Annotated in this window: 22 protein-coding genes; 1 reads left to right on the forward strand and 21 read right to left on the reverse strand. The window is 62.4% G+C overall.

The window, feature by feature from the left end; all coding sequences use genetic code 11:
• Nucleotides 1-15 precede the first annotated feature (15 nt).
• From hfq to ndk, 10 genes are all read right to left on the reverse strand, one after another.
• On the reverse strand, nucleotides 16-252 hold the full coding sequence (gene hfq, locus BZG29_RS21240) for an RNA chaperone Hfq (RefSeq protein WP_008450615.1): 237 nt from the start codon (nucleotides 250-252) through the stop codon (nucleotides 16-18).
• A 227-nt stretch (nucleotides 253-479) separates the two neighbouring features.
• Nucleotides 480-1,826: a ribosome biogenesis GTPase Der gene (gene der / locus BZG29_RS21245; RefSeq protein WP_070221915.1), complete on the reverse strand. Its 1,347-nt coding sequence runs from the start codon at nucleotides 1,824-1,826 to the stop codon at nucleotides 480-482.
• Between the two features lie 4 nt (nucleotides 1,827-1,830).
• Nucleotides 1,831-2,976 carry an outer membrane protein assembly factor BamB gene (gene bamB / locus BZG29_RS21250; RefSeq protein ID WP_077407306.1) on the reverse strand — a complete coding sequence of 382 codons (1,146 nt, stop codon included), beginning with the start codon at nucleotides 2,974-2,976 and terminating at the stop codon, nucleotides 1,831-1,833.
• 85 nt (nucleotides 2,977-3,061) lie between these two features.
• Nucleotides 3,062-3,730: a tetratricopeptide repeat protein gene (locus BZG29_RS21255; protein ID WP_077407309.1), complete on the reverse strand. Its 669-nt coding sequence runs from the start codon at nucleotides 3,728-3,730 to the stop codon at nucleotides 3,062-3,064.
• A gap of 54 nt (nucleotides 3,731-3,784) precedes the next feature.
• A complete protein-coding gene (gene hisS, locus BZG29_RS21260; protein WP_077407312.1) occupies nucleotides 3,785-5,146 on the reverse strand; it encodes a histidine--tRNA ligase in 1,362 nt (453 codons plus the stop codon).
• 32 nt (nucleotides 5,147-5,178) lie between these two features.
• Nucleotides 5,179-6,447, reverse strand: a complete 1,269-nt coding sequence (gene ispG / locus BZG29_RS21265; RefSeq protein ID WP_077407314.1) for a flavodoxin-dependent (E)-4-hydroxy-3-methylbut-2-enyl-diphosphate synthase — start codon at nucleotides 6,445-6,447, stop codon at nucleotides 5,179-5,181.
• A gap of 38 nt (nucleotides 6,448-6,485) precedes the next feature.
• Nucleotides 6,486-7,424: a helix-turn-helix domain-containing protein gene (locus BZG29_RS21270; protein WP_366928673.1), complete on the reverse strand. Its 939-nt coding sequence runs from the start codon at nucleotides 7,422-7,424 to the stop codon at nucleotides 6,486-6,488.
• 67 nt (nucleotides 7,425-7,491) lie between these two features.
• A complete protein-coding gene (gene pilW, locus BZG29_RS21275) occupies nucleotides 7,492-8,268 on the reverse strand; it encodes a type IV pilus biogenesis/stability protein PilW (protein ID WP_171985081.1) in 777 nt (258 codons plus the stop codon).
• Between the two features lie 11 nt (nucleotides 8,269-8,279).
• Nucleotides 8,280-9,455, reverse strand: a complete 1,176-nt coding sequence (gene rlmN, locus BZG29_RS21280; RefSeq protein WP_034752035.1) for a 23S rRNA (adenine(2503)-C(2))-methyltransferase RlmN — start codon at nucleotides 9,453-9,455, stop codon at nucleotides 8,280-8,282.
• A 125-nt stretch (nucleotides 9,456-9,580) separates the two neighbouring features.
• Nucleotides 9,581-9,997: a nucleoside-diphosphate kinase gene (gene ndk / locus BZG29_RS21285; RefSeq protein ID WP_034752036.1), complete on the reverse strand. Its 417-nt coding sequence runs from the start codon at nucleotides 9,995-9,997 to the stop codon at nucleotides 9,581-9,583.
• Between the two features lie 221 nt (nucleotides 9,998-10,218).
• On the opposite strand from ndk, the gene BZG29_RS21290 reads away from it, so the two are divergent.
• Nucleotides 10,219-10,905 carry a Bax inhibitor-1/YccA family protein gene (locus BZG29_RS21290; RefSeq protein ID WP_034752039.1) on the forward strand — a complete coding sequence of 229 codons (687 nt, stop codon included), beginning with the start codon at nucleotides 10,219-10,221 and terminating at the stop codon, nucleotides 10,903-10,905.
• Nucleotides 10,906-11,070: 165 nt separating this feature from the next.
• On the opposite strand, the gene BZG29_RS21295 is transcribed toward BZG29_RS21290, so the two are convergent.
• The 11 genes from BZG29_RS21295 to BZG29_RS21345 form a co-directional block, all read right to left on the reverse strand.
• On the reverse strand, nucleotides 11,071-11,916 hold the full coding sequence (locus BZG29_RS21295; protein WP_077407323.1) for a LysR family transcriptional regulator: 846 nt from the start codon (nucleotides 11,914-11,916) through the stop codon (nucleotides 11,071-11,073).
• Between the two features lie 28 nt (nucleotides 11,917-11,944).
• Nucleotides 11,945-13,090, reverse strand: coding sequence for a cyclopropane fatty acyl phospholipid synthase (gene cfa, locus BZG29_RS21300; RefSeq protein ID WP_150131145.1), 1,146 nt, complete (start codon nucleotides 13,088-13,090; stop codon nucleotides 11,945-11,947).
• A 299-nt stretch (nucleotides 13,091-13,389) separates the two neighbouring features.
• A complete protein-coding gene (locus tag BZG29_RS21305) occupies nucleotides 13,390-14,430 on the reverse strand; it encodes a cupin-like domain-containing protein (protein WP_077407329.1) in 1,041 nt (346 codons plus the stop codon).
• Nucleotides 14,431-14,507: 77 nt separating this feature from the next.
• Entirely contained in the window at nucleotides 14,508-16,454 is a 1,947-nt protein-coding gene (locus BZG29_RS21310; RefSeq protein ID WP_253192667.1) for a glycosyl hydrolase family 18 protein, read from the reverse strand.
• A gap of 544 nt (nucleotides 16,455-16,998) precedes the next feature.
• Nucleotides 16,999-18,339 carry a 23S rRNA (uracil(1939)-C(5))-methyltransferase RlmD gene (gene rlmD, locus BZG29_RS21315; RefSeq protein WP_077407332.1) on the reverse strand — a complete coding sequence of 447 codons (1,341 nt, stop codon included), beginning with the start codon at nucleotides 18,337-18,339 and terminating at the stop codon, nucleotides 16,999-17,001.
• 132 nt (nucleotides 18,340-18,471) lie between these two features.
• Complete coding sequence (gene rpoS / locus BZG29_RS21320) at nucleotides 18,472-19,503, reverse strand: RNA polymerase sigma factor RpoS (protein ID WP_077407335.1); 1,032 nt, start codon at nucleotides 19,501-19,503, stop codon at nucleotides 18,472-18,474.
• An 8-nt stretch (nucleotides 19,504-19,511) separates the two neighbouring features.
• Nucleotides 19,512-20,429, reverse strand: coding sequence for a peptidoglycan DD-metalloendopeptidase family protein (locus BZG29_RS21325; protein WP_077407338.1), 918 nt, complete (start codon nucleotides 20,427-20,429; stop codon nucleotides 19,512-19,514).
• 42 nt (nucleotides 20,430-20,471) lie between these two features.
• Entirely contained in the window at nucleotides 20,472-21,362 is an 891-nt protein-coding gene (locus BZG29_RS21330; RefSeq protein WP_077407341.1) for a protein-L-isoaspartate(D-aspartate) O-methyltransferase, read from the reverse strand.
• 22 nt (nucleotides 21,363-21,384) lie between these two features.
• Nucleotides 21,385-22,122, reverse strand: a complete 738-nt coding sequence (gene surE, locus BZG29_RS21335; protein ID WP_077407344.1) for a 5'/3'-nucleotidase SurE — start codon at nucleotides 22,120-22,122, stop codon at nucleotides 21,385-21,387.
• Between the two features lie 94 nt (nucleotides 22,123-22,216).
• Nucleotides 22,217-24,682 (reverse strand): tetratricopeptide repeat protein, encoded by a 2,466-nt coding sequence (locus BZG29_RS21340; protein ID WP_077407347.1) that lies wholly within the window; start codon nucleotides 24,680-24,682, stop codon nucleotides 22,217-22,219.
• 19 nt (nucleotides 24,683-24,701) lie between these two features.
• Complete coding sequence (locus BZG29_RS21345; protein ID WP_077407350.1) at nucleotides 24,702-25,307, reverse strand: toll/interleukin-1 receptor domain-containing protein; 606 nt, start codon at nucleotides 25,305-25,307, stop codon at nucleotides 24,702-24,704.
• Nucleotides 25,308-25,491: the final 184 nt, after the last annotated feature.

The following is a 25,491-nucleotide window of genomic DNA, read 5'->3' on the forward strand; positions in this document are numbered from 1 at the left end:
GTCAAGCTCAACGCTTTACTCCGCTTCAGATTCAATATTGAGATTGACGGCACGGGCCGGCACCACTGTCGAGATGGCATGCTTGTACACCATCTGTGTCACCGTATTGCGCAGCAATACGACATATTGATCGAACGATTCGATATGGCCCTGCAATTTAATGCCATTGACCAGGTAGATCGAGACAGGAACATGCTCTTTGCGTAATGCATTGAGGAATGGGTCTTGTAACAGTTGCCCTTTGTTGCTCATAACAGCTCCGTTGTTTATGTTGTTGTGTAAGAATTGGAGGCGACTCGCTTGATTTCAAGTGCTCTCACACCTTTCAAAGAAAGAAAGATGCGTCATAGCTACTGTAACCTGTTTTCGCGATCGCTGTCGCGCATGGCGCATTAACACTTTATTATTTCCGTGCAAAAGCCATTGAATTGGCTGTCGGCGCCGCATTATCTCTGCGGCGCCTTAATATGCACTTAATTTTACTTGCTTGGCGTGCGTGCGAACGGGTTTTTACCCGTGCGCAATTCGATACGCAGCGGCGTGCCGACCAGCGCAAACGTATCGCGGAAATGTTTTTCCAGATAGCGTTTGTAAGGATCGCCGACGGCGTCGAGCGCATTGCCGTGAATAACGATCACAGGCGGGTTCATGCCGCCCTGGTGGGCATAACGCAGCTTCGGACGAATCGAGCCCTTGCGGCGCGGTTCCTGCTTCTCCACGGCCTCGATCAAAGCGCGCGTCAGCTTCGGCGTCGACAGGTCGCACATGGCGGCCGCATACGCGGCGTTGAGCGATTTCATCAGCGGGCCGATGTTGGTGCCCTTCAGCGCGGAAATGAAATGCATTTGCGCGAACGACAGGAAATCGAGCTTGCGGTCGATATCGATCTTGATTTCGTCACGCTGGTGCGATTGCAAGCCATCCCATTTATTCACGGCCACGACCAGCGCGCGACCCGATTCCAGGATAAAGCCGGCGATATGCGCATCCTGCTCGGAAATATCTTGCTGTGCGTCAAGCATCAGCACGACCACATTGGCTTCGGAAATCGACTGCAGGGTTTTCACCACCGAGAATTTCTCGATCGCTTCAAACACCTTGCCGCGGCGGCGGATACCGGCCGTGTCGATCAAGGTGTATTGCTGGCCGTCGCGCTCGAACGGGATTTCGATCGAGTCGCGCGTCGTGCCCGGCATGTCGAAGGCGATCACGCGCTCTTCGCCCAGCAGGGTGTTGATCAAGGTCGACTTGCCCACGTTCGGACGGCCGACGAGGGCGATCTTGATGCCGCGGTCGGTCTTTTCCAGCTCTTCAGGCTCATCCGGACGCTGCGCGAACGCCAGGTCCAGCATCACTTCGACGAGGTCGTTGACGCCGTCGCCGTGCGCCGACGAGATCGCATACGGATCGCCCATGCCCAATTCATAGAATTCGGACACGACGGCCGTGTAGCGCATGCCTTCGCTTTTGTTGACCACCAGCAAGACCGGGCGACCGCTCTTGCGCAGGAAGTCGACGATGGTCTTGTCATGCGGAGTCAGGCCTTGGCGGCCGTCCACGATGAACACCACCACGTCGGCCTCGGCCACGGCCTGCTTGGTCTGCAGTGCCATCTGGTGCATGATGCCTTCCTTGGCGACGGGTTCGAAACCACCCGTATCGATGACCAGGAAGGGACGTTCGCCGACACGGCCTTCGCCATAGTGACGATCGCGCGTCAACCCAGGCAAATCCGCCACCAGCGCATCGCGCGAGCGGGTCAGACGATTGAATAAAGTCGATTTCCCAACATTGGGTCGACCTACTAGTGCAATTACCGGCTTCATTGTATTACTCGACCGCGAGAGCGGTCACTGTCCCTGATTGGGTTTGAAAAATCAAATTCGAACCGGCAACAACAGGAGCCGAAACAATCGGGCTACCATCGGTGCTGACACGACCTATTAATGCGCCATCTTCCCGTGACAGGAAGTGGATATAACCTTGATAGTCGCCGACGGCGACGCTGCGGCCGTAGGAGGCCGGCGTCGACAGGCGGCGGCGCGCCAGCGCCTCATTCTTCCAGGCGCTCTGGCCGCCTTCGCGGCTGAACGCCACCACGGCGCCCTGGTCATCGGCAACAAACACGAAACGCTGGTCGACGGCCACGCCCACATCGGACGAGATCGGCTTGGTCCAGCGCGGCACGCCCGTGGCGGCATCGAAGCAGCCCGCCTTGCCCTGGTACGTGACGACGCACACTTCGCCTTCGAACGCCACCGGCGCGCCGGCGATGTCGGAGACGCGCTCCAGTTCGGTAGCGCCGCGCGGTTCGCTGACGACGATCTCCCAGCGTACCACACCGGTGGCCGCCGTCAGTGCCAGCAGCTTGCCGCCCGGCTGAGCCACGTAGATATTCGCGCCGCCCAGCACCATGCCCGGCGCATTGCGCAAGGTCAAGGCCGGGGTGGCGCGCTGCACCGTCCACTTGCGCTCGCCCGTCTTGGCGTCGAAGCCGACGATGCGGTTGTCCACGCTGCGCACCACGACCACGCCCTGCCCCACGACGGGCGCCGTCAATACTTCACTGGACGCCTGCGCCTTCCACAGTTGCTTGCCATCGGCGTCAAACGCCAGCACGGCGCCCTTGGCGGCGCCCACGGCCACCAGCGCGCCATCGCTGCCGGCGCTGGAGGTGATGTCGCTGCCGGCCTTGATGCGCCACGTTTCACGGCCGCTGGCCGCATCCAGGCGCGCCAGCGCGCCATCGGCATTGACCACGTACAGGCTGTTGCCGGCCAGCGCAGGCGTAAACGCGTACACGCCGGCCTTGCCGATCGAATACTTCCAGGCGTCGCGCACGGCGATGCTCGATTTTAACTCGACCAGCTTGGCCGGTTCGACTTTCGGATCTTTCGAGGCGAACGGGTTCCAGGACGAGCAACCGGCCATCATGGCCAACAGACTTGCAGCTACCAGCTTTTCAGTGACACGCATAAGTGTTATCCAACCTTTTTCTTGTACTTGTAAGGGCAAGGCCGGCGGCGCACAACGCCGCGCGGCCACGCCATCAGTGTTCCTGTCAGGCGGCAGCCTTGTCAGCCTTGGCCTTGTCTTCCGGTACCGTACCGCCGATCGCTTCCAGTTTGACCTGGATCAATTGACGGCCTGGATTGTTCTTGTCCGTCGCGGCTATCGCGGCCAGGTAAGCGGTGCGGGCATCGGCCAGCTTGTTTTGCGCCACCAGGATGTCGCCCTTGCGGTCGGCCACGGCGCCGGCAAATTGCGCCACGGAAGCCGTCGCCAGCACTTTCAGCGCTTCATCGTAGGCTTTTTCGTCCAGCAAGACACCGGCCAGGCGCAGCTTGGCGATGGACTTGTACTCTTCCGTGCCATGCTCGGCCACCCATTGCAGCTGGGTCTTGGCCGTTTTCAGGTCATTCGCGTCGAACGCCACCTTGGCCGCGGACAGCGCGCTCATCTGTGCATACGCCGTGCCGCTAAAACGCGATTGCATGTCGCCGGCCGCGCGCATCACCTTGGCCGTGTCCTTGGCGGCGATGGCGTTTTGCAGTTCGTCGTACAGCTGGCCCGCTTGCGCAGCCTGCGTGCGCTGGTAGTACTGCCAGCCGGCCCAGCCGCTGTAGCCCGCCAGCGCCACGATCAGGACCCAGGAGGTCAGATTGCCATTGCGCTGCCACCAGGCCTTGAGGGTTGCCAGTTGTTCTTGTTCTTCGTGATCGTATGCCATGGGTCGTCAGTTTTAATGAGTAGTTGATCGAGGGTAGAACGGTATTGCGTCAAATCAGTGGTGGTGATGCACGTGGCCGCCAGGACCGTGGTCATGGCCGCAATCGTGGTCGCCGATGATCTGGTCAACCACGTAGTCGACGACATCGTCGAACGGCACCGTGTTCTGCTGCGCACCGGCATCGGCTTCGCGCATGGCTTTCACCGTAGCAACGTTATTGGCGATTTCATCGTCGCCCAGGATCACGGCAAACGCCGCGCCGCTGGCATCGGCCTTTTTCATTTGCGTCTTGAAGCTGCCGCCGCCGTTGCTCGCAGCGCAATGTAGCACAACGTCCAGGCCCGCATCGCGAATCCGCTCGGCCAGCACGAACGCTTGCAAGCCTGCCTGCTCGCCCTGGTGCACCAGGTAGACGTCGCACTGGGCCGGGGCTTCCGGTTCGGCCGCATCCTTCATCAGCAGCACCAGGCGTTCCACGCCCATGCCGAAACCGACGGCGGGCGTCGATTTTCCGCCGAACATTTCCACCATGCCGTCATAGCGGCCGCCGGCGCAGACCGTGCCTTGCGCGCCCAGCTTGTCGCTGACCCACTCGAACACCGTGCGGTTGTAGTAATCGAGGCCGCGCACCAGGCGTGGATTGATGGTGAACGGAATATTGTTGTGGTTCAATATCTTCTGCACGCCGTGGAAGTGGGCCAGCGATTCCTCGCCCAGGTAGTCCAGCAGCTTCGGCGCGCCATTGACCAGATCCTGCATGGCAGGATTCTTGGTGTCCAGAATGCGCAGCGGATTGCTGTGCAGGCGGCGCTTGGCTTCTTCGTCGAGCAGCTCGCTGTGGCTTTCCAGGTAGGCGATCAGGTCGGCGCGGTGGCGCAGGCGCTCGGCCGCGTCGCCGATCGAGTTCAGTTCCAGGCGGATGCCTTCCAGGCCCAGGTCATCCCACAGGCGGCGCGACAGCATGATGATTTCCGCGTCGATATCCGGGCCCGTAAAACCGATGGCTTCCACGCCGAACTGATGGAACTGGCGGTAGCGGCCCTTTTGCGGGCGCTCGTGGCGGAACATCTGGCCCTTGTACCACAGGCGTTTCGGGCCTTCGTAGACCAGGTTGTGCTCGACCACGGCGCGCACCACGCCGGCCGTGCCTTCAGGACGCAGGGTCAGGTTGTCGCCGTTCATCGAATCGGTGAACGAATACATTTCCTTTTCAACAATATCGGTCACGGCGCCGATGGCGCGCGCGAACAATTTCGTTTCTTCCACGATCGGTGTGCGAATTTGCTGGAAACCATAGCTTTGCAGCACGGATTGCGCCGTGTTTTCAAATAATTCCCACAGCGGGGCGTCGGCCGGCAGCACGTCATTCATGCCTTTAACCGCGGTAATTTTATCGAATTTCTTATTTTCGGACATAGTATTCTTCTTTGCTTTTGATCGGATCAGGCTCAGGCGGCAACCGTTTTTCCGTAGTGACTCTTTACATAATTCAAGACGATGTCCTGGAATTCCTCGACGATGCGTTCACCGCGCAGGGTGACGACTTTTTCGCCGTCGACAAACACGGGCGCGGCCGGCGACTCGCCCGTGCCGGGCAGGCTGATGCCGATGTTCGCATGCTTCGATTCGCCGGGACCGTTGACGATGCAGCCCATGACGGCCACGTTCATCGCTTCCACGCCCGGATACGACTTTTTCCACTCCGGCATCTGCTCGCGCAGATACGTCTGGATGTTGTCGGCCAGCTCCTGGAAGGTGGTCGACGTCGTGCGGCCGCAACCCGGGCAAGCGATGACCATGGGCGCGAACTTGCGCAAGCCCATGGTTTGCAGGATTTCCTGGCCGACGATGACTTCGCGCGTGCGGTCGCCGCCCGGTTCCGGCGTGAGCGAAATGCGGATGGTGTCGCCGATGCCCTCTTGCAACAGCACGGCCAGGGCCGCCGTCGAGGCGACGATGCCCTTGCTGCCCATGCCCGCTTCCGTCAAGCCCAGATGCAGCGGATAGTCGCAGCGCTGCGCCAGTTCGCGGTACACGGCGATCAAATCTTGCACACCAGAAACTTTGCACGACAGAATGATCTTGTCGCGGCCCAGGCCCAGCTCTTCGGCGCGCACGGCGTTTTCAATCGCCGACGTCACCAGCGCCTCGTACATGACGGCTTGCGCCGGCCATGGCTCGGCGCGGCCCGCGTTTTCGTCCATGATGCGTGCCAGCAAGGCTTGATCCAGGCTGCCCCAGTTCACGCCGATGCGCACCGGCTTGTCGTACTTGCAAGCCGCTTCGATCATTTGCGCGAATTGCGTGTCGCGCTTGGCGCCCTTGCCCACGTTGCCCGGATTGATGCGGTACTTCGACAGCGCGCGCGCGCAATCGGGGTAATCGTTGAGCAGGGTATGGCCGTTATAGTGAAAATCGCCCACCAGCGGCACGTCGATATCCATCTTGTCGAGCTGCTCGCGGATGTAGGGCACGGCCGCGGCCGCCTCCGGACGGTCCACCGTCAGGCGCACCAGTTCCGAACCGGCACGCGCCAGTTCCTTGATCTGGATCGCCGTGCCGATGGCGTCGGCCGTATCCGTGTTCGTCATCGACTGCACCACCACGGGGGCGTCGCCGCCCACCCAGATCTGGCGCTGGCCGTGCGCGATCAGCACCTTGCGGCTGTCGCGCCGGCCGGATGGACCGGAGCCGATCGCTGTTTTCGAGGTAGCCATAATATTATCTTCTGAGTTTGCTTGAACGATTACTGCAATTATTTGATGCTGACGCGGGAAATCGTGCCACCGGCAACGGTCGGCAAGTCCAGCTTGGCGCCGCGCAAAGTTGCCTGCACGACACCAGGCTTGCCCACCACCAAGGTGGCAGGACCCGTGATGTCGAACGTTTCCGTGCTGCCCGCCTTGACCATGCGCGAAATCAGCGGCGAGGTGCCGGGACGGCGAATTTCCACCCAGGAATCTTGCTCCACCTTCAACACCAGCGCATTCGCGCCCACGGCGGCGGTAACGGCAGCCGGCGGCGGCGTGACGGCGGCCGTGGCGGCTGGCGTCACGGCTGGCGTCGTTGCCGGCGCAGTTGCTGGCGGCACGGCGGCGGCCGGCACCGAAGCAATGGCGACGGCAGGAGCGCCCGTCTGCGTATCGTTGCCTGGCGGCGGCGGCACGGAAATCAGGGGCACGGACGGCGACTGCACGGGCGTCAAATCCTGGCCCGGCTTGATCAGGGTCGTTTCCACGGGGCCCACTTCCGCATGCGCCGTTTCTTTCTCGACATGCGCGGACAGCAGGCTGGCCGGCACATAGCCGAGTTTATAGGCGCCAAAGGCGGCCGCCACGACGACAGCCACGGCGCCGGCGATCCAGAGGGGAGTCTGGTTCGACGAACGCTGCGTCATCGACGGAAAGCGCGATTCGGAAAACGTGGCGGAAATCTCGCGCCGCACGGGCGCGGCCGGGTCTTGCGCCGGCGCCGGGTGGACTTCGATCATGGCCACCAGCGGCGCCGCGTCAAGACGCACCACCTTAGCGTAGGCGCGCACGAAACCGCGCACCACGGCGACGTTCGGCAAGGCCGCCATGTCGCCCTCTTCCAGCGCGATCACCTGGCGCGGCGCCAGCTTGAGCTGGTCGGCCACCTGTTCCACCGGCCAGCCCAGCGCTTCGCGCTGCGCCTTCAACTGTGCGCCTGCCAACGCAAGATTGCCCTGGGGCTGCTGCTGAGGCGTTTCTGCCCACTCTGAATTCATTGGTATCCCTGTCTCACTCATCAAACGCCCCATTTTGATAAGCAGCATATTCGGGGGAGGCGGAATGGTGGTTGCGCAAATGCGCCCCCAGGCCAGCTTCCGCACCCGCATCCCCGAGCTTATGCTGCACCTTGATCCCGAGCCACAGCACATCGGCCGTCTGGCTCTCCATTGTCGCTACTTTACCGAGCCGCTCAAGGTAATGAGCCGCTTGCCGGTAGTCCTGCTGTTGGTAATACACGCGCACCAGGCCGGCATAGGTCATTGCCGCGCCTGGTGCGATGCGCTCCGCCTTGAGCCAGTAGTTGGCGGCGCGCGGGTAATCTTTCATGAGCAGGCTGCACGCGGCCGCATTATGCAGCGCAAGTTCAGGCGTGCCATAGGCGGCATCTTGCAATGCGGCATCAAAATACGCCAGCGACTGCGCCGCGTGCCCGGTCTGGCACAGAAACAGGCCATAATTATTGCTCAACTCGGGATTGTGGGGCGCGAGGCGCAATGCGTAAAGAAAATCTTTTTCAGCAGCCACAGGTTGACGCATGGCAGCAAAAATCAGGGCGCGCATGCCGCGCACCTGGGCATTGTCCGGCACCAGCTGCACCGCCTGCTCCGCTTCGGCCAACGCCACCGCAAACTGGTCTTGCATATAATAGGCGCTGGCCAGCTGCAAGCGCAAGGCGGCGCGCTGCTCGACAGATGCAGCTTGCTCCTTGTCCACGGTGGAAGCACAGCCGGCCAGCAGCACGCCCAGGCTGACAACAGCCGCGGCAAGTACGCCAGGATAAGCCATGCTTCCCCGCATCAGGAGCGGATCTCCACGATCTTGCCGAAATTGGCGCCAAATTTCTGTTGATACTCAGTCATCTTTTCCATGCGTTCCTGCACCCGCGTGCGGTCCTTGACTTCGCCGGCCAGCTGGCCGCAGGCCGCATCGATATCGTCGCCGCGCGTCTTGCGCACGGTGGTGATGATGCCGCCGTCCATCAGCACCTGGGCAAAGGCCTTGATGCGCGGGTTTTTCGAGCGGAACAGGCCCGACTCGGGGAAGGGATTGAACGGGATCAGGTTGAACTTGCAGTTCACGCCGAACTCGCGGTCTTGCACCAGCGCCAGCAGTTCGCGCGCGTGCTCGTCGCTGTCGTTGACGCCGTCCAGCATGCAGTATTCAAACGTGATGAAATCGCGCGGGGCGAATTCCAGGTAGCGCTTGCAGGCCGCCATCAATTCCTTCAGCGGGTATTTCTTGTTCAGTGGAATCAGCCCGTCGCGCAAGGCATCGTTCGAGGCGTGCAGCGAGACGGCCAGGGCCACCGGCACTTCCTGCGACAGCTTGTCCATCATCGGCACCACGCCCGAGGTCGACAAGGTCACGCGGCGGCGCGACAGGCCGTAGGCGTTGTCGTCGAGCATCAATTTCAGGGCCGTGACGGTCGGTTCAAAGTTCAGCAGGGGCTCGCCCATGCCCATCATCACCACGTTGGTGATCTGGCGCTCGCCTTTCGGGCCCGGTTCGATGCCCTTGGTGCGGCGCAATTCGAATTCCGCCATCCACAGCTGGCCGATGATTTCGCCCACGGACAGGTTGCGGTTGAAGCCTTGCTTGCCCGTCGAGCAGAAACGGCAGTTCACGGCGCAGCCGGCCTGGGTCGAGATGCACAGGGTGCCGCGGTTTTCTTCCGGAATGAACACGGTTTCCACGGCATTGCCATTGCCCACGTCGACCAGCCACTTGCGCGTGCCATCCGTCGACGTATGGTCGCTGATGATGGCCGGGGCGCGCACTTCGGCGCGCGTGGCCAGCTTGTCGCGCAGCGACTTGGCCAGGTCCGTCATGGCGTCGAAATCGGAAGCGCCGAACTGGTGTATCCAACGTTGCAATTGTTTCGCACGAAACGGTTTCTCTCCCAACTCGGCGCAGTAGGCGATGAGTTGCGCGGGATCAAGGTCCAGCAAGTTGGTGAGGGTCGTCGTATTCATGATCATGTCTATTCTAAAAATCCGTCCCCGCGCGCATCCGGAGCGAAAACTCCACAGCGCAGCGGGAACAGGGGGTGATAAGTTATTTCACAGATAACGCCAGGAAATAACGTTATCTAAGGCAATTAAGCCTTCAGTTCTGGGAAGAAGTAAGCGATTTCCACTTTAGCAGCTTCGACAGCGTCGGAACCGTGTACGGCGTTAGCGTCGATCGAATCGGCGAAATCGGCGCGGATCGTGCCTTTTTCTGCTTTCTTCGGATCGGTCGCGCCCATCAGGTCACGGTGGGCCAGAACGGCGTTTTCGCCTTCCAGGGCTTGGATCATGACTGGACCGGAAACCATGAAGTCGACCAGATCCTTGAAGAAGCCGCGTTCTTTGTGCGCTGCGTAGAAGCCTTCAGCTTGTTCGCGCGACAGTTGGGTCATGCGTGCTGCAACGATTTTCAGGCCAGCGTTTTCAAAACGGGAGTAGATTTGACCGATTACGTTTTTTGCAACTGCGTCTGGTTTGATGATCGACAGGGTGCGTTCGATTGCCATGTGTGAAAACTCCAATAAAAAGTAAGGTTTAAAACGGTAAATTGATAACTCAATCAACCTTTGATTTTACCATACTCCACCCCATATCACCCAGACAGGCAGGGGGCATCCTTCCCTGCCGCTGGAGTTTAATGAAATCTTAAGCTGCTTTTTTGGCAAATTCCGGCCCTCATGCTATCCTTGGACAAAGCAGTAATTTGAATTGACAACACGGAGGCACTATGAATCAGAACATGCAACGCACCTTTGACCTGTCGGGGGGCATGCAGCAAGTCCGCCATCAGGTCTTGCGCAACACTTACTGGCTGCTGGCACTGTCCATGATCCCGACCGTGCTGGGCGCCTTCATCGGCGTGCAGATGCATTTGCCGATGCTGACCGGCGGCATGGGTTTCATCATCTTCATGGCCGTCGCTTTCGGCTTCATGTACGCGATCGAGAAAACCAAGAACTCTGGCCTGGGCGTCGCCGTCCTGCTGGGCTTTACCTTCTTCATGGGCCTGATGCTCACGCCTATCCTGACGCGTACCCTGGGCTATTCGAACGGCGGCATGCTGATCATGACGGCATTCGGCGGCACGGCCACCATCCTGGCCGTGATGGCGACGATCGCCACGGTCTCGAAGCGCGACTTCTCGGCCATGGGCAAATGGCTGTTCGCCGGCGTGATCGTGCTGATCCTGGCATCGGTGGCGAACATCTTCCTGGGCCTGTCGGCACTGTCGATCGTGATCTCCATGGTCGCCATCGCCATCTTCTCGGCTTACATCCTGTATGACGTGCAGCAAATCATCAACGGCGGCGAGACCAACTACATCTCGGCCACCCTGCGCATCTACCTGGACGTGTACAACATCTTCACCAGCCTGTTGTCACTTTTAGGTTTCGCCGGCGGCAGCCGCGACTAAGCGCTAACGCAAAAACGCCCAGGGCGGCGTTGCAGTGCCTCGCCGTACTAGTCGTACTGTCTTCGGCACCGCGCCTTGCCCTGAACGTTTTATGCGCTGCGCTTATGCGCCAGAGCATGAAAATAAAAGCCGACCCTCGGGTCGGCTTTTTTACGTCTGTCGCATCTATTTGCCCTTCTCCGCCACCTCCAGCAGGCAGGCGCGGGCGCGGTCCAGGGTCGGGTTGTCGCGCTGGGCCGCGTAGACGGCGTAGGCGGAATGCGAGAATTCGGGCGCATCGCGCACGCGGTGCAGGAGGCCCGCATCGAGATAGGGTTGCGCGCTGCCGATACGGAAGTAACTGGCGCCGCCCACGTCCAGCAGGTAGACGAGCGCCAGCGGCCCCAGGGAAATGGAGATGGGCGGGCTGCTCAGCTCCGGATACGCGGCCTGGTGATTGGCGGCGAAACTGGGACCCCAATCCACGTACACATACGTATCGGCATGCATCTGGCCGTCATCGCGCGTGGTCACCATCACCAGCTTTTCCTCGGCCAGCAATTCGCTGGCCAGGCCCGGGCGCTGCGGCGGGTTGTACAGCACGGCCAGGTCGAGCGAGCCGTCGTGCACGGCGTCGAGCAGGCGCGCGGAACTGTCGACTTCCGCGCGCAGGGCGATCTCGGGGCAATCGCGGCTCATGCGTATCAGCCAGTCGCCGAGCAGCGGCTGCCACAAGCTCAGCTCGCAGCCGATGCTGACGGCGTCGTCGCGCCCCGGCGGCAAGGCCACCTGGTGCCGCGCCCGCTCCCACACCTGCACCATGGTGGCCGCGTGGCGCATGAAGCGCTCGCCGGCCGGCGTCAGGCGCGCGCCCGCCTTGTTGCGCACGAACAATTGGCGTCCCAGCTGCTGCTCCAGGGTGCGGATGCGGGCGCTGACGGCCGTCTGCGTCACGTGCATGCGTTCGGCGGCCATGATGAAGCTGCCGCAGGAAGCCACTTCCAGGAAGGTACGCGCTTGATTGATATCCATCAATCCATCATATCAGTTGCCGCACATCTCAACTGACACGCTCATAGCCACCCAATACGCCCTGCTTCGACAACACCCATTGCCACAGCTGCAAGTCGCGCGCACGGAAGGCGCCCGCGCACGACAGCAGATAATATGACCACATGCGGTGGAAGCGTTCGCCAAGCTGGGCGGCAAAGCGGGGCCACGCCTGCTCGACATTCGCATGCCAGGCCATCAGGGTCTTGTCGTAGTCGGCGCCGAAGTTGTGCAAGTCTTCTGCCACGAACAAATCGTCGATGGCGTCGCCGATCTGGCCGATGGACGGCAAGTCGCCGTTCGGGAAGATGTATTTGTCGATCCACGGGTCGCACGTGGAATGGCGTTTATTTTTGCCGATCGTGTGCAGCAGGAACAGGCCGTCGTCTTCCAGGCAGCGGTGCGCCACCTCCATGAAGGTGCGGTGATTCTTGTGGCCCACGTGCTCGAACATGCCGATGCTGACGATGCGGTCAAATTTTTCATCCGTGTCGCGGTAATCCTGCAGGCGGAAGTCCAGGTTTTCTCCACCCGGCATGCCGCGCGCATACGCGGCCTGCTCTTGCGAAATCGTCACGCCCACGCATTGCACCTGGTATTTTTCCGCCGCATAGCGCATGAAACTGCCCCAGCCGCAGCCGATGTCGAGCACGCGCATGCCCGGCTCCAGGCGCAGCTTGCGGCAGACCAGATCGAGCTTGGCTTCCTGCGCCTCGGCCAGATTGTTCGCATCCTTCCAGTAGCCGCACGTATACGTCATGCGCGGATCGAGCATGGCCGCATAGAAGGCGTTGCCGAGGTCGTAGTGTTCCTTGCCCACCATCCAGGCGCGGCGCTCCGTCTGCAGGTTGAACAGGCGCGCGTACAGCGCGTGGAAGGCCAGGCGCATGGGGCGCACATCGTCGGCCACCCTGGCGCGCAGCAGGTGGCAAAAGAATTCGTCGAGCTGCTGTGCATCCCAGTCGCCATCCATGTACGCTTCGCCCAGGCCCAGGTTGCCGCTGGCGAAGGCGCGCTCCGGTACGCCGGGCTTGCGCAGCTGCATGTCCCAGGCGGCGCGGCCATTCAAATGGATGTCGGCCTTTGCCAGCAGTTCGGCCGCTTCGCGCGTCAGCCGCGTGTCCACGGTGATTTTCGGTGTTTGCTGCAACTGCATTGCTGCTTGTGTCGTGTGCTGCGTGTTCATGCCCTGCCGCCTCCAGATGGTTGTCGGTGCTGGCGCGCGCCGGCAAACCCCATCAGCGGCCCGGCGCCGCGCCAGCCATAAAATTATCCGCCCGCCATCGCCATCTGGATAATGAAACATCATGGTCATTCATATCAAAATAATTGCTGCAAAATGATTTGAATCAATTATTTCATGGAAATATCTTATACAGGATGCGCCCCGTAACATGAAAAAAGCCGCCCGTAAGGCGGCTGTTCGCGACAGGTTCGCGCCATGCGGCACCACGATCAAAAGTCGTGATTTGATGGGTACTTGCTGTAAAAATCGTTATCCCATTTGAAGTTGGTAAACGCCACCGTCATCGATACGTCGAGCGCTTCGACGAAATGCCAGCAGCCGACGGGCAGGAACAGGATCTCGCCGGGCGCCAGCACGCATTCGCGCACCTGCACGTCGGCCATCAACGGGTAGCGCCGCAGGTCGATGTCGCGCCCGTCGACGGGCGTAAAGCAGTGGCGCTGGTTGTACACGCGCGCCACCTCGCAGGCTGCCATGATGCGCAGGCGCTTGCGCCCCTTGACCTGCGCCATGAAGTTGTTCGTCAGGTCGTGGTGGAAGGGAGTCACCGTCCCGGCCGGGCCGAACCACAGAAAACCCGTGGGACCGCCACTCTGCTCCAGATACTCGGGCAGCTGGCCGATATCGTCCCACAGCTCGCACAAGGCTTGGCGGTTCTGCGAATTGTTATTCGCCGTCATATAAAAATCGTTGGTCGCGCCGCTGGCCTCGACCAGGCTGGCGTACTCGCCGAACGCCATCTTGCGCTTGTGGGCCACGCTGTTCATTTCATACTGGGCATCCGCTTCGCGGCCGAACTGCACTTCCACTTCGCGCTGCGCGTAATGTTCGCGGAAATACGCCGGACTCCATTTACTCAAGGCGGGCCAGTCGCCCATCATGCCCGTGATGATGACGGGCTGGTTGGTGGAATAGTATTCGTCCAGGAATTCCTGCGCGGTCAGCTTGTCGCGGCGGGGAATCTCGGGCGGGCGCAGCTGGTTCAGCTTGCGCTGGATGTCGATCACCCAGTCGCGCTTGGCCAGGCGGTTCGACAGGCGCACGGCGCCGGCCAGGTAGGGACTCTGCAGCGCAAGTTCGATTTCGCGGCGCGCCAGGGGCTCCGCGATGCCGGCCTGCTGCAGCACCGGCATCAACGCCGACGGATGGCTGCCCAGCATGAGGTTTTCCGCGATCCAGCTGCGCCACTCGCGGCTCAGCTCCTGCTCCTGCGTCTGCTGCTTGACTCCGAATGTCGATACCGCCGCCATCGCCCGCCTCCCGTGTTTTTTATGAATAAGCGGCCGGAGAGCATGGCTATCCGGCCGCGTCTTACATTACATCAACATTACCGCACTTTCCACACCTCGGTTGCCAGCACGCCATTCGCGTCGCCATCGAGTTCCCACGAGAACGCGCCGCGCAAGCCCTGGTCCTTGACGTATTTCACCTTGGTGCCGATGACGGTCGGATCGTCATAGCTCCACCACTGGCCGCCCGCCCCCGTGTACAGGTACAGCTGCTTGGTCACGGGATGGTAGTAGCGCGTGCCGGCCTTGGCGACGAGGATTTTATAGTCCTCGATGCCCGACTCGTAGGTGCCCGGCGCCGTGCCCGTGGCCGCCTGGTACAGACCATCGCCGTTCGGCCCCGGCGCCACGCCCGTCCAGCCGCGTCCATAGAACGGTATGCCCAGCAGCAGCTTGTCGCGCGGCACGCCGGCGGCAATCATGTACTGCACCGCCTTGTCGCCCACGTATTCGCGCGCCATGCCTGTCGACGGGTCGGCAGGGTCGGCAAACAGCTGGGCGTTGAAGTTGGTGCTGTTTTCCCAGCCGCCGTGGAAGTCGTAGGTCATCAGGTTGATCCAATCCATGTACTGCGAGTACAGGGCCGGTTCCGTGTTGTCGATCTTGTCCTTGCCGGCACCGACCGCGGCCGTCAACAGGTAGCGCTTGCCGTTGGCGGCCCCGAGCGCATCGAGCTGGGCACGGAATTCCGCCATCAGCAAGGTGAAATTGCGCTTGTCGTTGGGGCTGACCGTGTTGTACGGCTGGCCGCCGCCAACCGGATATTCCCAGTCGATGTCGATGCCGTCAAAGATATTCGCCGCCGCACCCGCGCCGCCGCGGCCGCCCTGCACCGGCAGGTTGCCCTTGATGTAGATGTCGATGCAGGAACGCACCATCTGCTTGCGCAGCGCATCCGTGGCGGACCCGACGGAGAAGTTCTTCGACCAGCTCCAGCCGCCCAGCGAGATGAACAGTTTCAAGTTCGGGTGCGCCGCCTTGAGCTTTCTCAACTGCAGGAAGTTGCCCGACAACGGTGCATCCCACGGGATGGCCTGGCCATCGACGGTGCGTTTCGGCGTGCGGATGTAGTCGGCCTCGGCATCGCCGCCCGTGCCCGCATCCGGCGAGTTCGGATTCGTCGCGCCCGGCTCCGTCTTGGTGATCATGGCGCACTCGTAGCCGCCGTTTTTCGGATAGATATTACCGAAAGCGTAGTTGATGAAGGTCAACTTGTCGGCCACGCCGCTGGTATGCACGTTCGCCACTTCGTAATCGCGGCCATACACGCCCCATTGGGCGAAATAGGAACCGACCTCGCGGCCCGTTGGCGTCGGCGTCGGTGTCGGTGTCGGCGTCGGTGTCGGCGTTGGGGTTGGCGTTGGAGTCGGCGTTGGAGTAGGCGTCGGCGTCGGCGTCGGGGTAGGCGTGGTGCTGCAGATCTCCAGGCTGGTCCATGGCTTGCCCGTGCCGGCGGCGCCGCTGCTGGTCGACGGGTTGTCGCCCTGCGTCCAGTAGTTGGCGCGGTAATTCGTGCCCGCATAGCTGACGGTGGCGCCCGCGCTGTAGGCCGTGCCGGCCACCCACGCCAGCGCGCAGGTGCCGCCGGCGGGTGTTGGCGTCGGGGTGGGCGTTGGATTTGGCGTAGGCGCCGGTGTCGGGGTCGGCGTTGGGGTCGGCGTTGGTGTCGGCGTTGGTGTCGGCGTTGGTGTCGGCGTAGGGGTTGGCGTCGTTCCGCCATCGCACGTGCCGCCGGCGCTCCACAGGCTCGGCGTGGCGACGGGGTTCCAACCCGAGCCCACGTGATCGGTCTGCGTCACCAGGGCCGTGTAGTTGGCGCCCAGGTAGGTGACCACTGTGCCCGCGTTATACGTGCCGCCCTCTTGCCACGGCACGCAGGCGACCACCGTGCTGGCCGCCAGCAATTGCGAACCGGCCGGCGCGCCGGCGTCACCACCGCCGCCGCAGGCCGCCAGCACGCCACCGCTGGTCAGACATACCATCATGTTCCTGATCGTTTTTTTGAGTATTAAATTTTCCACGTTGTCTCCTGTTCAGGTTTGCGGAAATACCACTCTGCTTCAATGAAAAAGCTACCTGTGATTTTGTTTTTTGCAGTTGCAAGAACAGCATGCTGCTGAAAAAATAGGCGGTCAAGTGGTTTTGAAGTGGCCTCAAAGTGGGCAATACCACTTTGCAAAGAAAACATAACGACGGAGGCGGACGGCGCGTTGTCCTACTGGACAAGCAAAAAAACGGCAGAGGAAGGAGGAAAAAAGACGCTGGATCGGGAAAAGACAGACCAGTTTTATAACACGCTGTAAGTGGTATTAGCACGGAATCAGGGCCAGCGCATGGGAAGCTTCAGCGCGCCTGAAAAACGTTCAGAGCAAGGCGCCTTGCCGAAGACAGTACGAATAGTACGGCTAGGCAAGGCAACGCAGCTATGGACGTTTTTGGAACGTTCAGAGCAAGGCGCCTTGCCGAAGACAGTACGTAAGTACGGCTAGGCAAGGCAACGCAGCTATGGACGTTTTATCAGGTGTGCCTTCAGATCAAATCAAACACCGCCATCGATTCGACGTGCGAAGTATGCGGGAACATGTTCACCACGCCCGCCTTGCTCAGCACATAGCCCGCTTCCAGCGCCAGGATGCCGGCGTCGCGCGCCAGGGTGGACGGGCTGCACGACACGTACACGATGCGCTTCGGCAGCATGTCCGGACGCACTTGCGACAGGCCGACCAGCGCCTGGCACAGGGCCATGGCGCCATCGCGCGGCGGGTCGACGAGGATGCGGTCAAACTTGCCCAGCGCGATCAGGTCGTCCGTCGTCACTTCGAACAGGTTGCGCGTCGAGAACGAGGTTTTTTCCGCCAGGCCATTGGCCAGCGCGTTTTCCAGCGCCCGCTCCGTCAGGGTGGTGCTGCCTTCGATGCCCACCACTTCGCTGCCCTGCGTGGCCAGCGGCAGGGTGAAATTGCCCAGGCCGCAGAACAAGTCGGCCACGCGGTCGGTCGGCTGCACTTCCAGCAGGCGCAGGGCTTTCGACACCAGCACGCGGTTGATGTGGTGGTTCACTTGCGTAAAATCAACGGGCTTGAACGGCATCTTGACGCCGAATTCCGGCAGCAGGTAGTGCAATTGCTTGTCGAGCGGATAGAACGGCACGGCCGTTTCCGGGCCCTTCACCTGCAGCCACCATTGCACGCCGTACTCGTCGGCAAAAGCCTTCAATTTCGTTTCGTCATCCGCCGTCAATGGCGCCATGATGCGCAAGACCATGGCGGTGACGTCTTCACCGACGGCCAGCTCGATCTGCGGCATCTGGTCGAAGATGGACAACGAGGCAATCAATCCACGCAGCGGCAGCAGCATGGCCGAGATGTGCGGCGGCAAGATTTCGCAGCTGTCCATGTCGGCCACGAACGCCGATTTCTTTTCATGGAAGCCCACCAGCACGGCGTCTTTCTTCTTGACGTGGCGCACGGACAGGCGCGCGCGGTAGCGGTAGCCCCACGTCGGGCCATACATGGGGCGCATGATGCTTTGCGGACGTACCTTGCCGATATGCCACAAGTTGTCTTCCAGCACGCGCTGCTTGATCGCCACCTGGGCCGACGGCTCCAGGTGCTGCATCGAGCAACCGCCGCAATTGTCGAAATGCTTGCACTTGGGCGTCACGCGCATCGATGACTCGCGGTGCAGCGCCGTCATGCGGGCCATTTCCCAGTTTTTCTTCTTCTTGAACGTCACAAAGCTGACGCGCTCGCCCGGCAGCGCGCCTTCGACAAACACGACCTTGCCCGGCGAGCCGTCTTCGTTCTCAATATGGCCAACGCCACGGGCGTCCATGTCGAGCGATTTGATTTCGATGATATTTTCTTGCATAGCGATCAATAGGTAAGAGTGGGCCAGGACGCAGGGCCGCGCTGGAACTTGAAAGAATGGGGGAAAGGTCAGGCGCCGCGAGCGGGGCGTATGATAGCAGATGCGGCCCCGGAAATACCGGGACCGGGCGTCCTAGAGCAGAGAGTCGCGCACCACGCCGCGCGCGGCCATAGCCCGTTTGAGCTTGATCAAGGCTTCCTGCTGGATCTGGCGCACGCGCTCGCGCGTCACGCCCATTTCCTCGGCCAGGGTTTCCAGGGTGGCCGGGTCGTCGTTGTCGAGGCCGAAACGGCGCATGATCACCACGCGCTGCTTGTCGGGCAGCTTGGTCAGCCAGTCGCGCACCAGCACCGTCATTTCATGGTGTTCCGCGCGCGCGTCGGGGCTGTCTTCGCTGGCGCCGGGCAACATGTCCATCAGCGACGACTGCGGATCGTTGTCGAGCGGCGCGTCGAGCGAAGTGGCGTGCTCGGACAGGGCCAGGATATCCTGCACCTCTTCCACGGGACGGCCCACCAGGTGGGCGATGTCTTCCGCGGTGGCATCCTTGCCATCGTGGTGCTGGGCTTCCAGGTGGTACTTGCCGCGCAGAATTTGATTCAGTTCGCGCACCATGTGCACGGGCAGGCGCACCGTGCGCGCCTGGTTCATGATGGCGCGCTCGATGCTCTGGCGTATCCACCAGGTGGCGTAGGTGGAGAAACGGAAACCGCGCTCGGGTTCGAACTTGTCGATGGCCCGCATCAGGCCGATGTTGCCTTCCTCGATCATGTCGAGCAAGACCACGCCCCGGTTGATGTAATGCTTGGCGATCGACACGACCAGGCGCAGATTGTGCTCGATCATGGTTTGCCGGGCTTCGAAATTGCCCTGCTTGGCGAGGGTGGCGTAATGCACCTCTTGCGCCGCCGTCAGCAGGGGCCGCGTGCCGATCTGGTTCAGATAGTGCTGGGTGGTATCGGTCGACAGCTCGGCCGCCAGCACTTTTTTCAATTCATCGACACTTTCGACCAGCACGCTGACGCTGGCCACCTCGCCGCCCTCGCCCGCGTCGACGGCATCAATGCCGTCAAGTTCGCCGGCATCGTCCGTCACGACTTCGTCTGCCCCGTCTTCCGGCAGTTCCGGGTCATCGTCCAGCTGGTCGTGCGGCGCGTGTGTCATTGCTTTACCTAACGGTTAGGCAGGAATTTCGAAGGGTCGACAGGCTTGCCCTGCTGGCGAATTTCAAAGTGCAGCTTCACGCGGTCGGCATCGGAATCGCCCATTTCGGCGATAGCCTGGCCTTTGTTGACGTTCTGCCCTTCCTTCACCAGGATGCTGCGGTTATGCGCATACGCCGACAATAAACTATTACTGTGCTTCACGATGACAAGATTACCATAACCACGGATTCCGCTCCCGGCATACATGACTTTTCCCGCGCCGGCGGCCACCACTTGCTGGCCCGCCTTGCCGGCGATATCGACGCCCTTGTTCTTGCCTTCGTCGAAAGTGCCGATGACCTTGCCTTCGGAAGGCCACATCCAGCTGATCTTGTCGTCGCCAGGCGCCGATGCCGCAGGGGCTGCCGCGGCGGCGGCCGGTGCGGCGGCGACGGCTGCTGCCGGGGCTGGCGCCGGCTTGGCGTCGCCGGTGCCGCCATCGGCGCGCAGCTCGGCCAGGGTGGCGTCGGAATACGCGCGCTTCTCGCCGCGCGGGCCCGTCTTCTTCGGCACGACAGGCGCGGCCGGTTTGACTTCCGTCGCTGGCGGCATGACGATGGCCGACGTTTGCGCGCCGCCCGTGTCGCCATTCGGCGGCAACACGCGCAGCACCTGGTCGACCTTGATGTCGTTCGGGTTGCTCAAGTCGTTCCAGGCCACCAGGTCGCGGTAATTCTGCCCGTGCTCGAGGGCGATGCGCAACAGGGTGTCGCCACGCTTGACCGTGTAATAGGCCGGGTCGCGGTCGCGCGGATCGCTGGCGGCGGCACTGCTGCTCGATGGGTGGCGCTCGACGACAGGCGCCTGGACGCCCGTCGTGCCGCAACCGCTCAACAGCGCGGCCAAGGTGATGCTACATAGAAGTATGTTACTTTTCTTAATCATTCGCATGTATTTATATGTCCTGCTTGCTAGCTGATCCGGGGATCATATGGTGCCCGGGCGCAAAGGTACGAAATGGCAATCTTCCAGGGTTTGGCTAGTCCATTCCATTTTCCCCACCCGGGTAATGAGTTGTAAGTGTTGCAATTTAGCCCCCACCGGCGCAACCAGACGCCCGCCGGGCGCCAGCTGTTCCAGCAGGGCTTGCGGAACTTCCAGGCCGGCTGCGGCAAGGATGATCCCGTCGAAGGGCGCCGCCTGCGGCAGGCCAAGCATACCATCTCCGTACTGCAAGCGCAGATTCGACACGCGCAGCGGGCGCAGATTGGCCTTCGCCAGCTCGTGCAGGGGCCGGATGCGCTCGATCGAATACACCTCTTTCGCCACCAGCGACAGCACCGCCGCCTGGTAGCCGCAGCCCGTGCCGATTTCCAGCACGCGCTGCAACGCCCCGCCCTGGCGCATCACTTCGATCATGCGCGCCACGATGTACGGCTGCGAAATGGTCTGGTGGTGGCCGATGGGCAGCGAGGCGTCGATATACGCCTGCGACGCCAGCGCCTCGTCCATGAACATGTGGCGCGGCACGGCTTGCATGGCGCCGAGCACCACCGGGTCCTTAACGCCCTGTTTCGCCACGCGCGCCACCATGGCCCGGCGCACGGCTTCCGAGACGAGCGGGTTTTGCCGCGGCGGCGACACCACGGCCGGCTGCGCCCGCTCATTGGCGATGGCCTGGGCGCGCGACGGCGCGATGGCCGCGTGTGCGCCATACGGCGGCGCCACGCCGCGCGCCGCGTTTTGCGCCGCATTCTGCGTGGCCGTCTGCGGCGTGGCGATCCTGGACTGGGCCAGCGACTGCCCCCCGCCCTGTCTGGCGGGCTTGCCGGCCAGCGAATCGAGGGACAGGGGGAAGGTGCGCGGCTTATCGGTCATGGTTGTCGGTCATCGTGAGCGGTCATGCCAGGCCTTTTGCCAGTGCATCGAGTTGGGCGGTATGGGTCAGGTCGATCTGCAGCGGCGTGATCGATACTTGTCCATGTTCAACAGCATGGAAGTCCGTGCCCGGACCGCCCTCCTTGGCGGCGCCGGCGGGGCCGATCCAGAAGATTTCACGGCCGCGGGGGTCGAGCGCGCGGATCACGGGCTCGGCCGAATGGCGCTTGCCCAGGCGCGTGGCCACCACCCCTTGCAATTGCTCGTAAGGAATGGCGGGGATATTCACATTCAGCAGATACGGTTTCTGCAGGGCGTCAAACTGGCGCTCGACGATTTCCCTCGCCACGCGGGCGGCCGCGTCCAGGTTGGCCCAGCCGAATTGCGACTGGGAAAAGGCGATGGCGGGAATGCCGAACAGATAGCCTTCCGTGGCGGCGGCCACGGTGCCCGAATACAGGGTGTCGTCGCCCATGTTGGGGCCGTTGTTGATGCCGGAGACCACGAGGTCGGGGCGCTCGATCAGCATGCCCGTCAGCGCCACGTGCACGCAGTCGGTGGGCGTGCCGTTGACAAAATAAAAGCCGTTGGCGGCCTTGTGCACGGACAAGGGCCGGTCCAGGGACAGCGAATTGGAAGCGCCCGAACGGTTGCTGTCGGGCGCCACCACGACGATGTCGGCAATGGGGGCGAGCGCGTCGGCCAAGGCCGCCAAGCCAGGCGCCAGGTAGCCGTCGTCGTTACTGATAAGAATTCTCATACCGAGATTTTACCTGAAGCAATGCCAACACTGCGCGTACCGCACGCCGATAGACTGCATTATTTGTGCCGCCGCGCGGACATGGCGCGCAGCATCAGCGCTGCTCGATGCGCGCCTCGGACAAGGCCCCTTCCAGCGCCTGCACCTCATCCTCCTGCAAGGCCAGCAAGGCATTCAAATCGCCTTGTAATTTGTACATTCTTTTCAGCTGCGCCATGCCGCGCCGGCGCAGCTTGCCCGGCACGCCCGGACGCAGCAGGCAAGACTTCAAATGTTCGGCCAGTTCGCCCGCCTGCGGATACTGTTCGCGCTCGATCATGCCTTGCAGCATAGAGATCATGCTGGCCAGGGTCTCGGGCTCGGCCCCTTCGTGCCCGTTGGCGCGGCCGGCCAGGATGGTTTCCTGCAAATGCCGCGCGCCGTCCAGCACGCTGTCCGCATGCCCCGTGACGGGGGCGTTCAAGAGCCGGTCGCTGCCGCTGAGCACGGCGTCTTCCAGCAGGCGCGCCGCCTCGCTGTCGCCCTGCTGCTGCAAGGTGCCGGCCAGTTGCGTCTTGCTGTGCAAGGTATCGAGGTGGTCTTCGCCCAGCAGGCGCGCATGCACTTCCAGCACCTGCTCCTGCACGCTGCGCGCCGCATCGAGTTCACCGCGCCGCAGCAGCGCCTCGGCCAGCTTGCGCTGGCTCATCAGGGTTTCCGGATGATCGAGCCCGTGCGTGCGCTCGCGCGCCGCCACCTGGTCTTCATGCAACTGGCGCGCGCCGGCCCAGTCGCCCTGCCCGGCAACGATGTCGGCCAGCAAATCGCGCGTGGCCAGGGTGGCCGCATGGTCGCTGCCCAGGCGCCGCTCCTGCGCCTGCAGCACGGCAGCGAACAGGCGTCGCGCCCCTTCCAGGTCGCCTTCGCGCCCCAGCGCCTGCGCCAGGGCCAGCTTGCTGCGCAGGGTATCGCCATGCTCGGCGCCAAACAGGCGTTCGCGCGCCGCCACCACCGTGGCCAGCACTTGCTGCGCCTGCGCCAGCCGGCCCATGCGCAGCAAGGTGGCGGCGCGGCCATCCATCGCTTCCAGGGTCAGCGGATGCTCGCCGCCCAGCTGGCGCGCGTAGCTTGCCAGCACCGTGTCCTGCAGCAGCAGCGCCGCCGCCAGTTCGCCCTGCAGCAACAGGGTTTTCGCCAGGCAGGCCCGGGCGGCCAGGGTGTCGGGATGTTCGCTGCCCAGCACGCGTTCGCGCACGTCGAGCACGTCTTCTTCCAGGAAGCGGGCTTCCTCGAGCTTGCCCAGCTGGCGCAACAGGCGCGCCATGCCGCTCTTGCACGTCAGGCTGTCGGGATGCTCCTCGCCCAGCAGGCGCACGCGGATCTCGACGCTCTGGCGGAAAGCCTCGAGCGCCTGCCCGCTGCGGCCATCCTTGCGGTACAGCTCGCCCAAGCGCGCCAGGTCGCGCGCCAGCGGCAGGGCCACGGCGCGGCCCGGTTCGGCCTGCAAGGCCTGGCGCGCTTCGCTGATGGCACCCAGCAAGGCGATTTCACGGCTCGATTGCCATGGGAAGTAGCCGCCCGTCAGCCAGTGCAAAAAGGCTTCGAAGGTGCGCGTGAGGGAAAAGCGGTCGCCGCCCTGGTCTATACGCACGGCCAATTGCTCGCCATAGGCAAAGGTTTTCGTCTGCTGCAGCTGGACTTCGTCGAAATAACTGTCGAGGGCGATCTGCGGCAAGCCGTAGGAAGTGCGCAGCAGGCGCTCGAACATGGGCTGGAAGCCGGCGATGCCCTTGTGCGCATCGCCGCGGCGCCACTCGGCGCGCTGCGCCCCGTCGCCCATTTCTATGCGCGAGGGCAAGGGGTACACGAGCAGCGGGCGCTGTTCGTCTTCATGGCTGCGGCGGTACTCGATGGCCCGCGTGACGAGCGCGTCGACGCCTTCCAGGCTTTGCCGGTTCGGCGTGAAGACCACCACCAGCTTCTTCGGCAGCAAGGTGGTGCAGATGCCGGCGCTGTCCGTGCGGCCCGTGCGCGAATCGACCAGCACGTAACGGAAATGCTGGGCCAGGGTGTCGGCGAAGCAGCGGAACAGGGCCGGGCAGCTGTCGAACAGCTGATCCCAGCGCATCTGCGCCAGGCGCTCGCTGTAGCTGGCGTCGAAGCGCCCCGCGCGCATCAGGTACAGCGGACTGCCCTGGTCGACGCGCACCACGTACTGCTGCCAGTCGATGGCGTCGAGCACGCGCTGCGCCAGCGCCGCGTCCTCGCGGCCCGTGCCCTGACCGCCGGCACGTCCGCCCGCCGTTTCCAGGCTGATGCGTTCAAGCTGCTGGCGGCACGCCTCGAAGAACTCGAGCACGCCCGGTCGCTCCTCGTGCTGCTCGAAATAATGGTGCAGGCCCGGCGCTTCCATGTCCCAGTCCAGCATCAGCACGGGCACGCTGGCGTTTTCGCGGCGCGCCAGCAGGACGGCGATGTTCGACAGGGCCATGGTGCGGCCGGTACCGCCCTTGTAGGAGTAGAAGGTGACGACTTCGCCAGGGGCGCTCAAAGGCGGCAGGGAGAGGCGTTGGCATTCCATGACAGGACCTTTTACGTGATTAACGTGGAAAGTGGGGAGGCGGAATGGCGCGCCATTCCGGCGGAATAGCGGGCAACACGAAACGGCTGCAATCGTGGCCGGGCGGTGTTGACCGCTTGAGCAAGTGGTAATGCGTGGCGATGCGCTGCACGATGCGTTCGATGTCGGGCAGGTATTGCGGATTCGATTTCAGGTCGCCGCTGGCCAGGGTATAGGCGGAAAAATCGACGTACAGGCCCGATTCCGTGATTTGCGGCGGCAAGCCGTCCGGATGGCGCGTCATGATGATGGGAATGATCAGGTGGCTGGGCAAGTCGTACCAGGCGCGCCGCTCCTGCTCGATCAGTTGCATGGCGGCAAATTCGCGCCGCGTGTAGCCGTGCGCTTCATATTTGGGCGTGTACAGCACGATCATGCACACGCTCTGGCACATGGCGCGCGCCACGCGCAGGTCGATATCGTCGCCGCCCCCCAGTTGCTCGCTGTCGATGAACAGGACTTCCTCGCGGTCCAGGTGCGGTTCCAGATAGCAAGCCAGCGCCTCGATGAGGTCATTCTTGAACTTGTTCATGAACGCATATTGGCCGTGCGCGTAGCTCAAGAAACAGCCGTAGCGGATCTCCATGGCATCCCCCTGTTCCCCGTGCGGCCCTGCCATCGCCGCGCCTTGACCCTGCAAGGCATGAGCTCACTGTAGACCGCTCGGCAACAAGCCTGTTTGCGCTGGCGCAAAGATGTGTCTGGCGTCCTGGACATGCGTCACAATGCCAGAAACTGGCGCGATCGCGCCGATTCCTGGCATGCCAGGC

Origin of the sequence: Janthinobacterium sp. LM6 (assembly GCF_002002885.1) — a bacterium.
GTDB lineage: Bacteria > Pseudomonadota > Gammaproteobacteria > Burkholderiales > Burkholderiaceae_D > Janthinobacterium > Janthinobacterium kumbetense.

Bases quoted from the DNA above. Each gene is read 5' to 3' on its own strand.
- hisS (WP_077407312.1), bottom strand. From the start codon at position 5,146: ATGTCCGAAAATAAGAAATTCGATAAAATTACCGCGGTTAAAGGCATG.
- BZG29_RS21295 (WP_077407323.1), bottom strand. From the start codon at position 11,916: ATGGATATCAATCAAGCGCGTACCTTCCTGGAAGTGGCTTCCTGCGGC.
- BZG29_RS21255 (WP_077407309.1), bottom strand. From the start codon at position 3,730: ATGGCATACGATCACGAAGAACAAGAACAACTGGCAACCCTCAAGGCC.
- BZG29_RS21345 (WP_077407350.1), bottom strand. From the start codon at position 25,307: ATGGAGATCCGCTACGGCTGTTTCTTGAGCTACGCGCACGGCCAATAT.
- cfa (WP_150131145.1), bottom strand. From the start codon at position 13,090: ATGCAGTTGCAGCAAACACCGAAAATCACCGTGGACACGCGGCTGACG.
- BZG29_RS21305 (WP_077407329.1), bottom strand. From the start codon at position 14,430: ATGGCGGCGGTATCGACATTCGGAGTCAAGCAGCAGACGCAGGAGCAG.
- hfq (WP_008450615.1), bottom strand. From the start codon at position 252: ATGAGCAACAAAGGGCAACTGTTACAAGACCCATTCCTCAATGCATTA.
- bamB (WP_077407306.1), bottom strand. From the start codon at position 2,976: ATGCGTGTCACTGAAAAGCTGGTAGCTGCAAGTCTGTTGGCCATGATG.
- der (WP_070221915.1), bottom strand. From the start codon at position 1,826: ATGAAGCCGGTAATTGCACTAGTAGGTCGACCCAATGTTGGGAAATCG.
- pilW (WP_171985081.1), bottom strand. From the start codon at position 8,268: ATGGCTTATCCTGGCGTACTTGCCGCGGCTGTTGTCAGCCTGGGCGTG.
- rlmD (WP_077407332.1), bottom strand. From the start codon at position 18,339: ATGCAAGAAAATATCATCGAAATCAAATCGCTCGACATGGACGCCCGT.
- surE (WP_077407344.1), bottom strand. From the start codon at position 22,122: ATGAGAATTCTTATCAGTAACGACGACGGCTACCTGGCGCCTGGCTTG.
- BZG29_RS21330 (WP_077407341.1), bottom strand. From the start codon at position 21,362: ATGACCGATAAGCCGCGCACCTTCCCCCTGTCCCTCGATTCGCTGGCC.
- rpoS (WP_077407335.1), bottom strand. From the start codon at position 19,503: ATGACACACGCGCCGCACGACCAGCTGGACGATGACCCGGAACTGCCG.
- BZG29_RS21325 (WP_077407338.1), bottom strand. From the start codon at position 20,429: ATGATTAAGAAAAGTAACATACTTCTATGTAGCATCACCTTGGCCGCG.
- rlmN (WP_034752035.1), bottom strand. From the start codon at position 9,455: ATGAATACGACGACCCTCACCAACTTGCTGGACCTTGATCCCGCGCAA.
- ispG (WP_077407314.1), bottom strand. From the start codon at position 6,447: ATGGCTACCTCGAAAACAGCGATCGGCTCCGGTCCATCCGGCCGGCGC.
- BZG29_RS21340 (WP_077407347.1), bottom strand. From the start codon at position 24,682: ATGGAATGCCAACGCCTCTCCCTGCCGCCTTTGAGCGCCCCTGGCGAA.
- BZG29_RS21310 (WP_253192667.1), bottom strand. From the start codon at position 16,454: ATGATGGTATGTCTGACCAGCGGTGGCGTGCTGGCGGCCTGCGGCGGC.
- ndk (WP_034752036.1), bottom strand. From the start codon at position 9,997: ATGGCAATCGAACGCACCCTGTCGATCATCAAACCAGACGCAGTTGCA.
- BZG29_RS21290 (WP_034752039.1), top strand. From the start codon at position 10,219: ATGAATCAGAACATGCAACGCACCTTTGACCTGTCGGGGGGCATGCAG.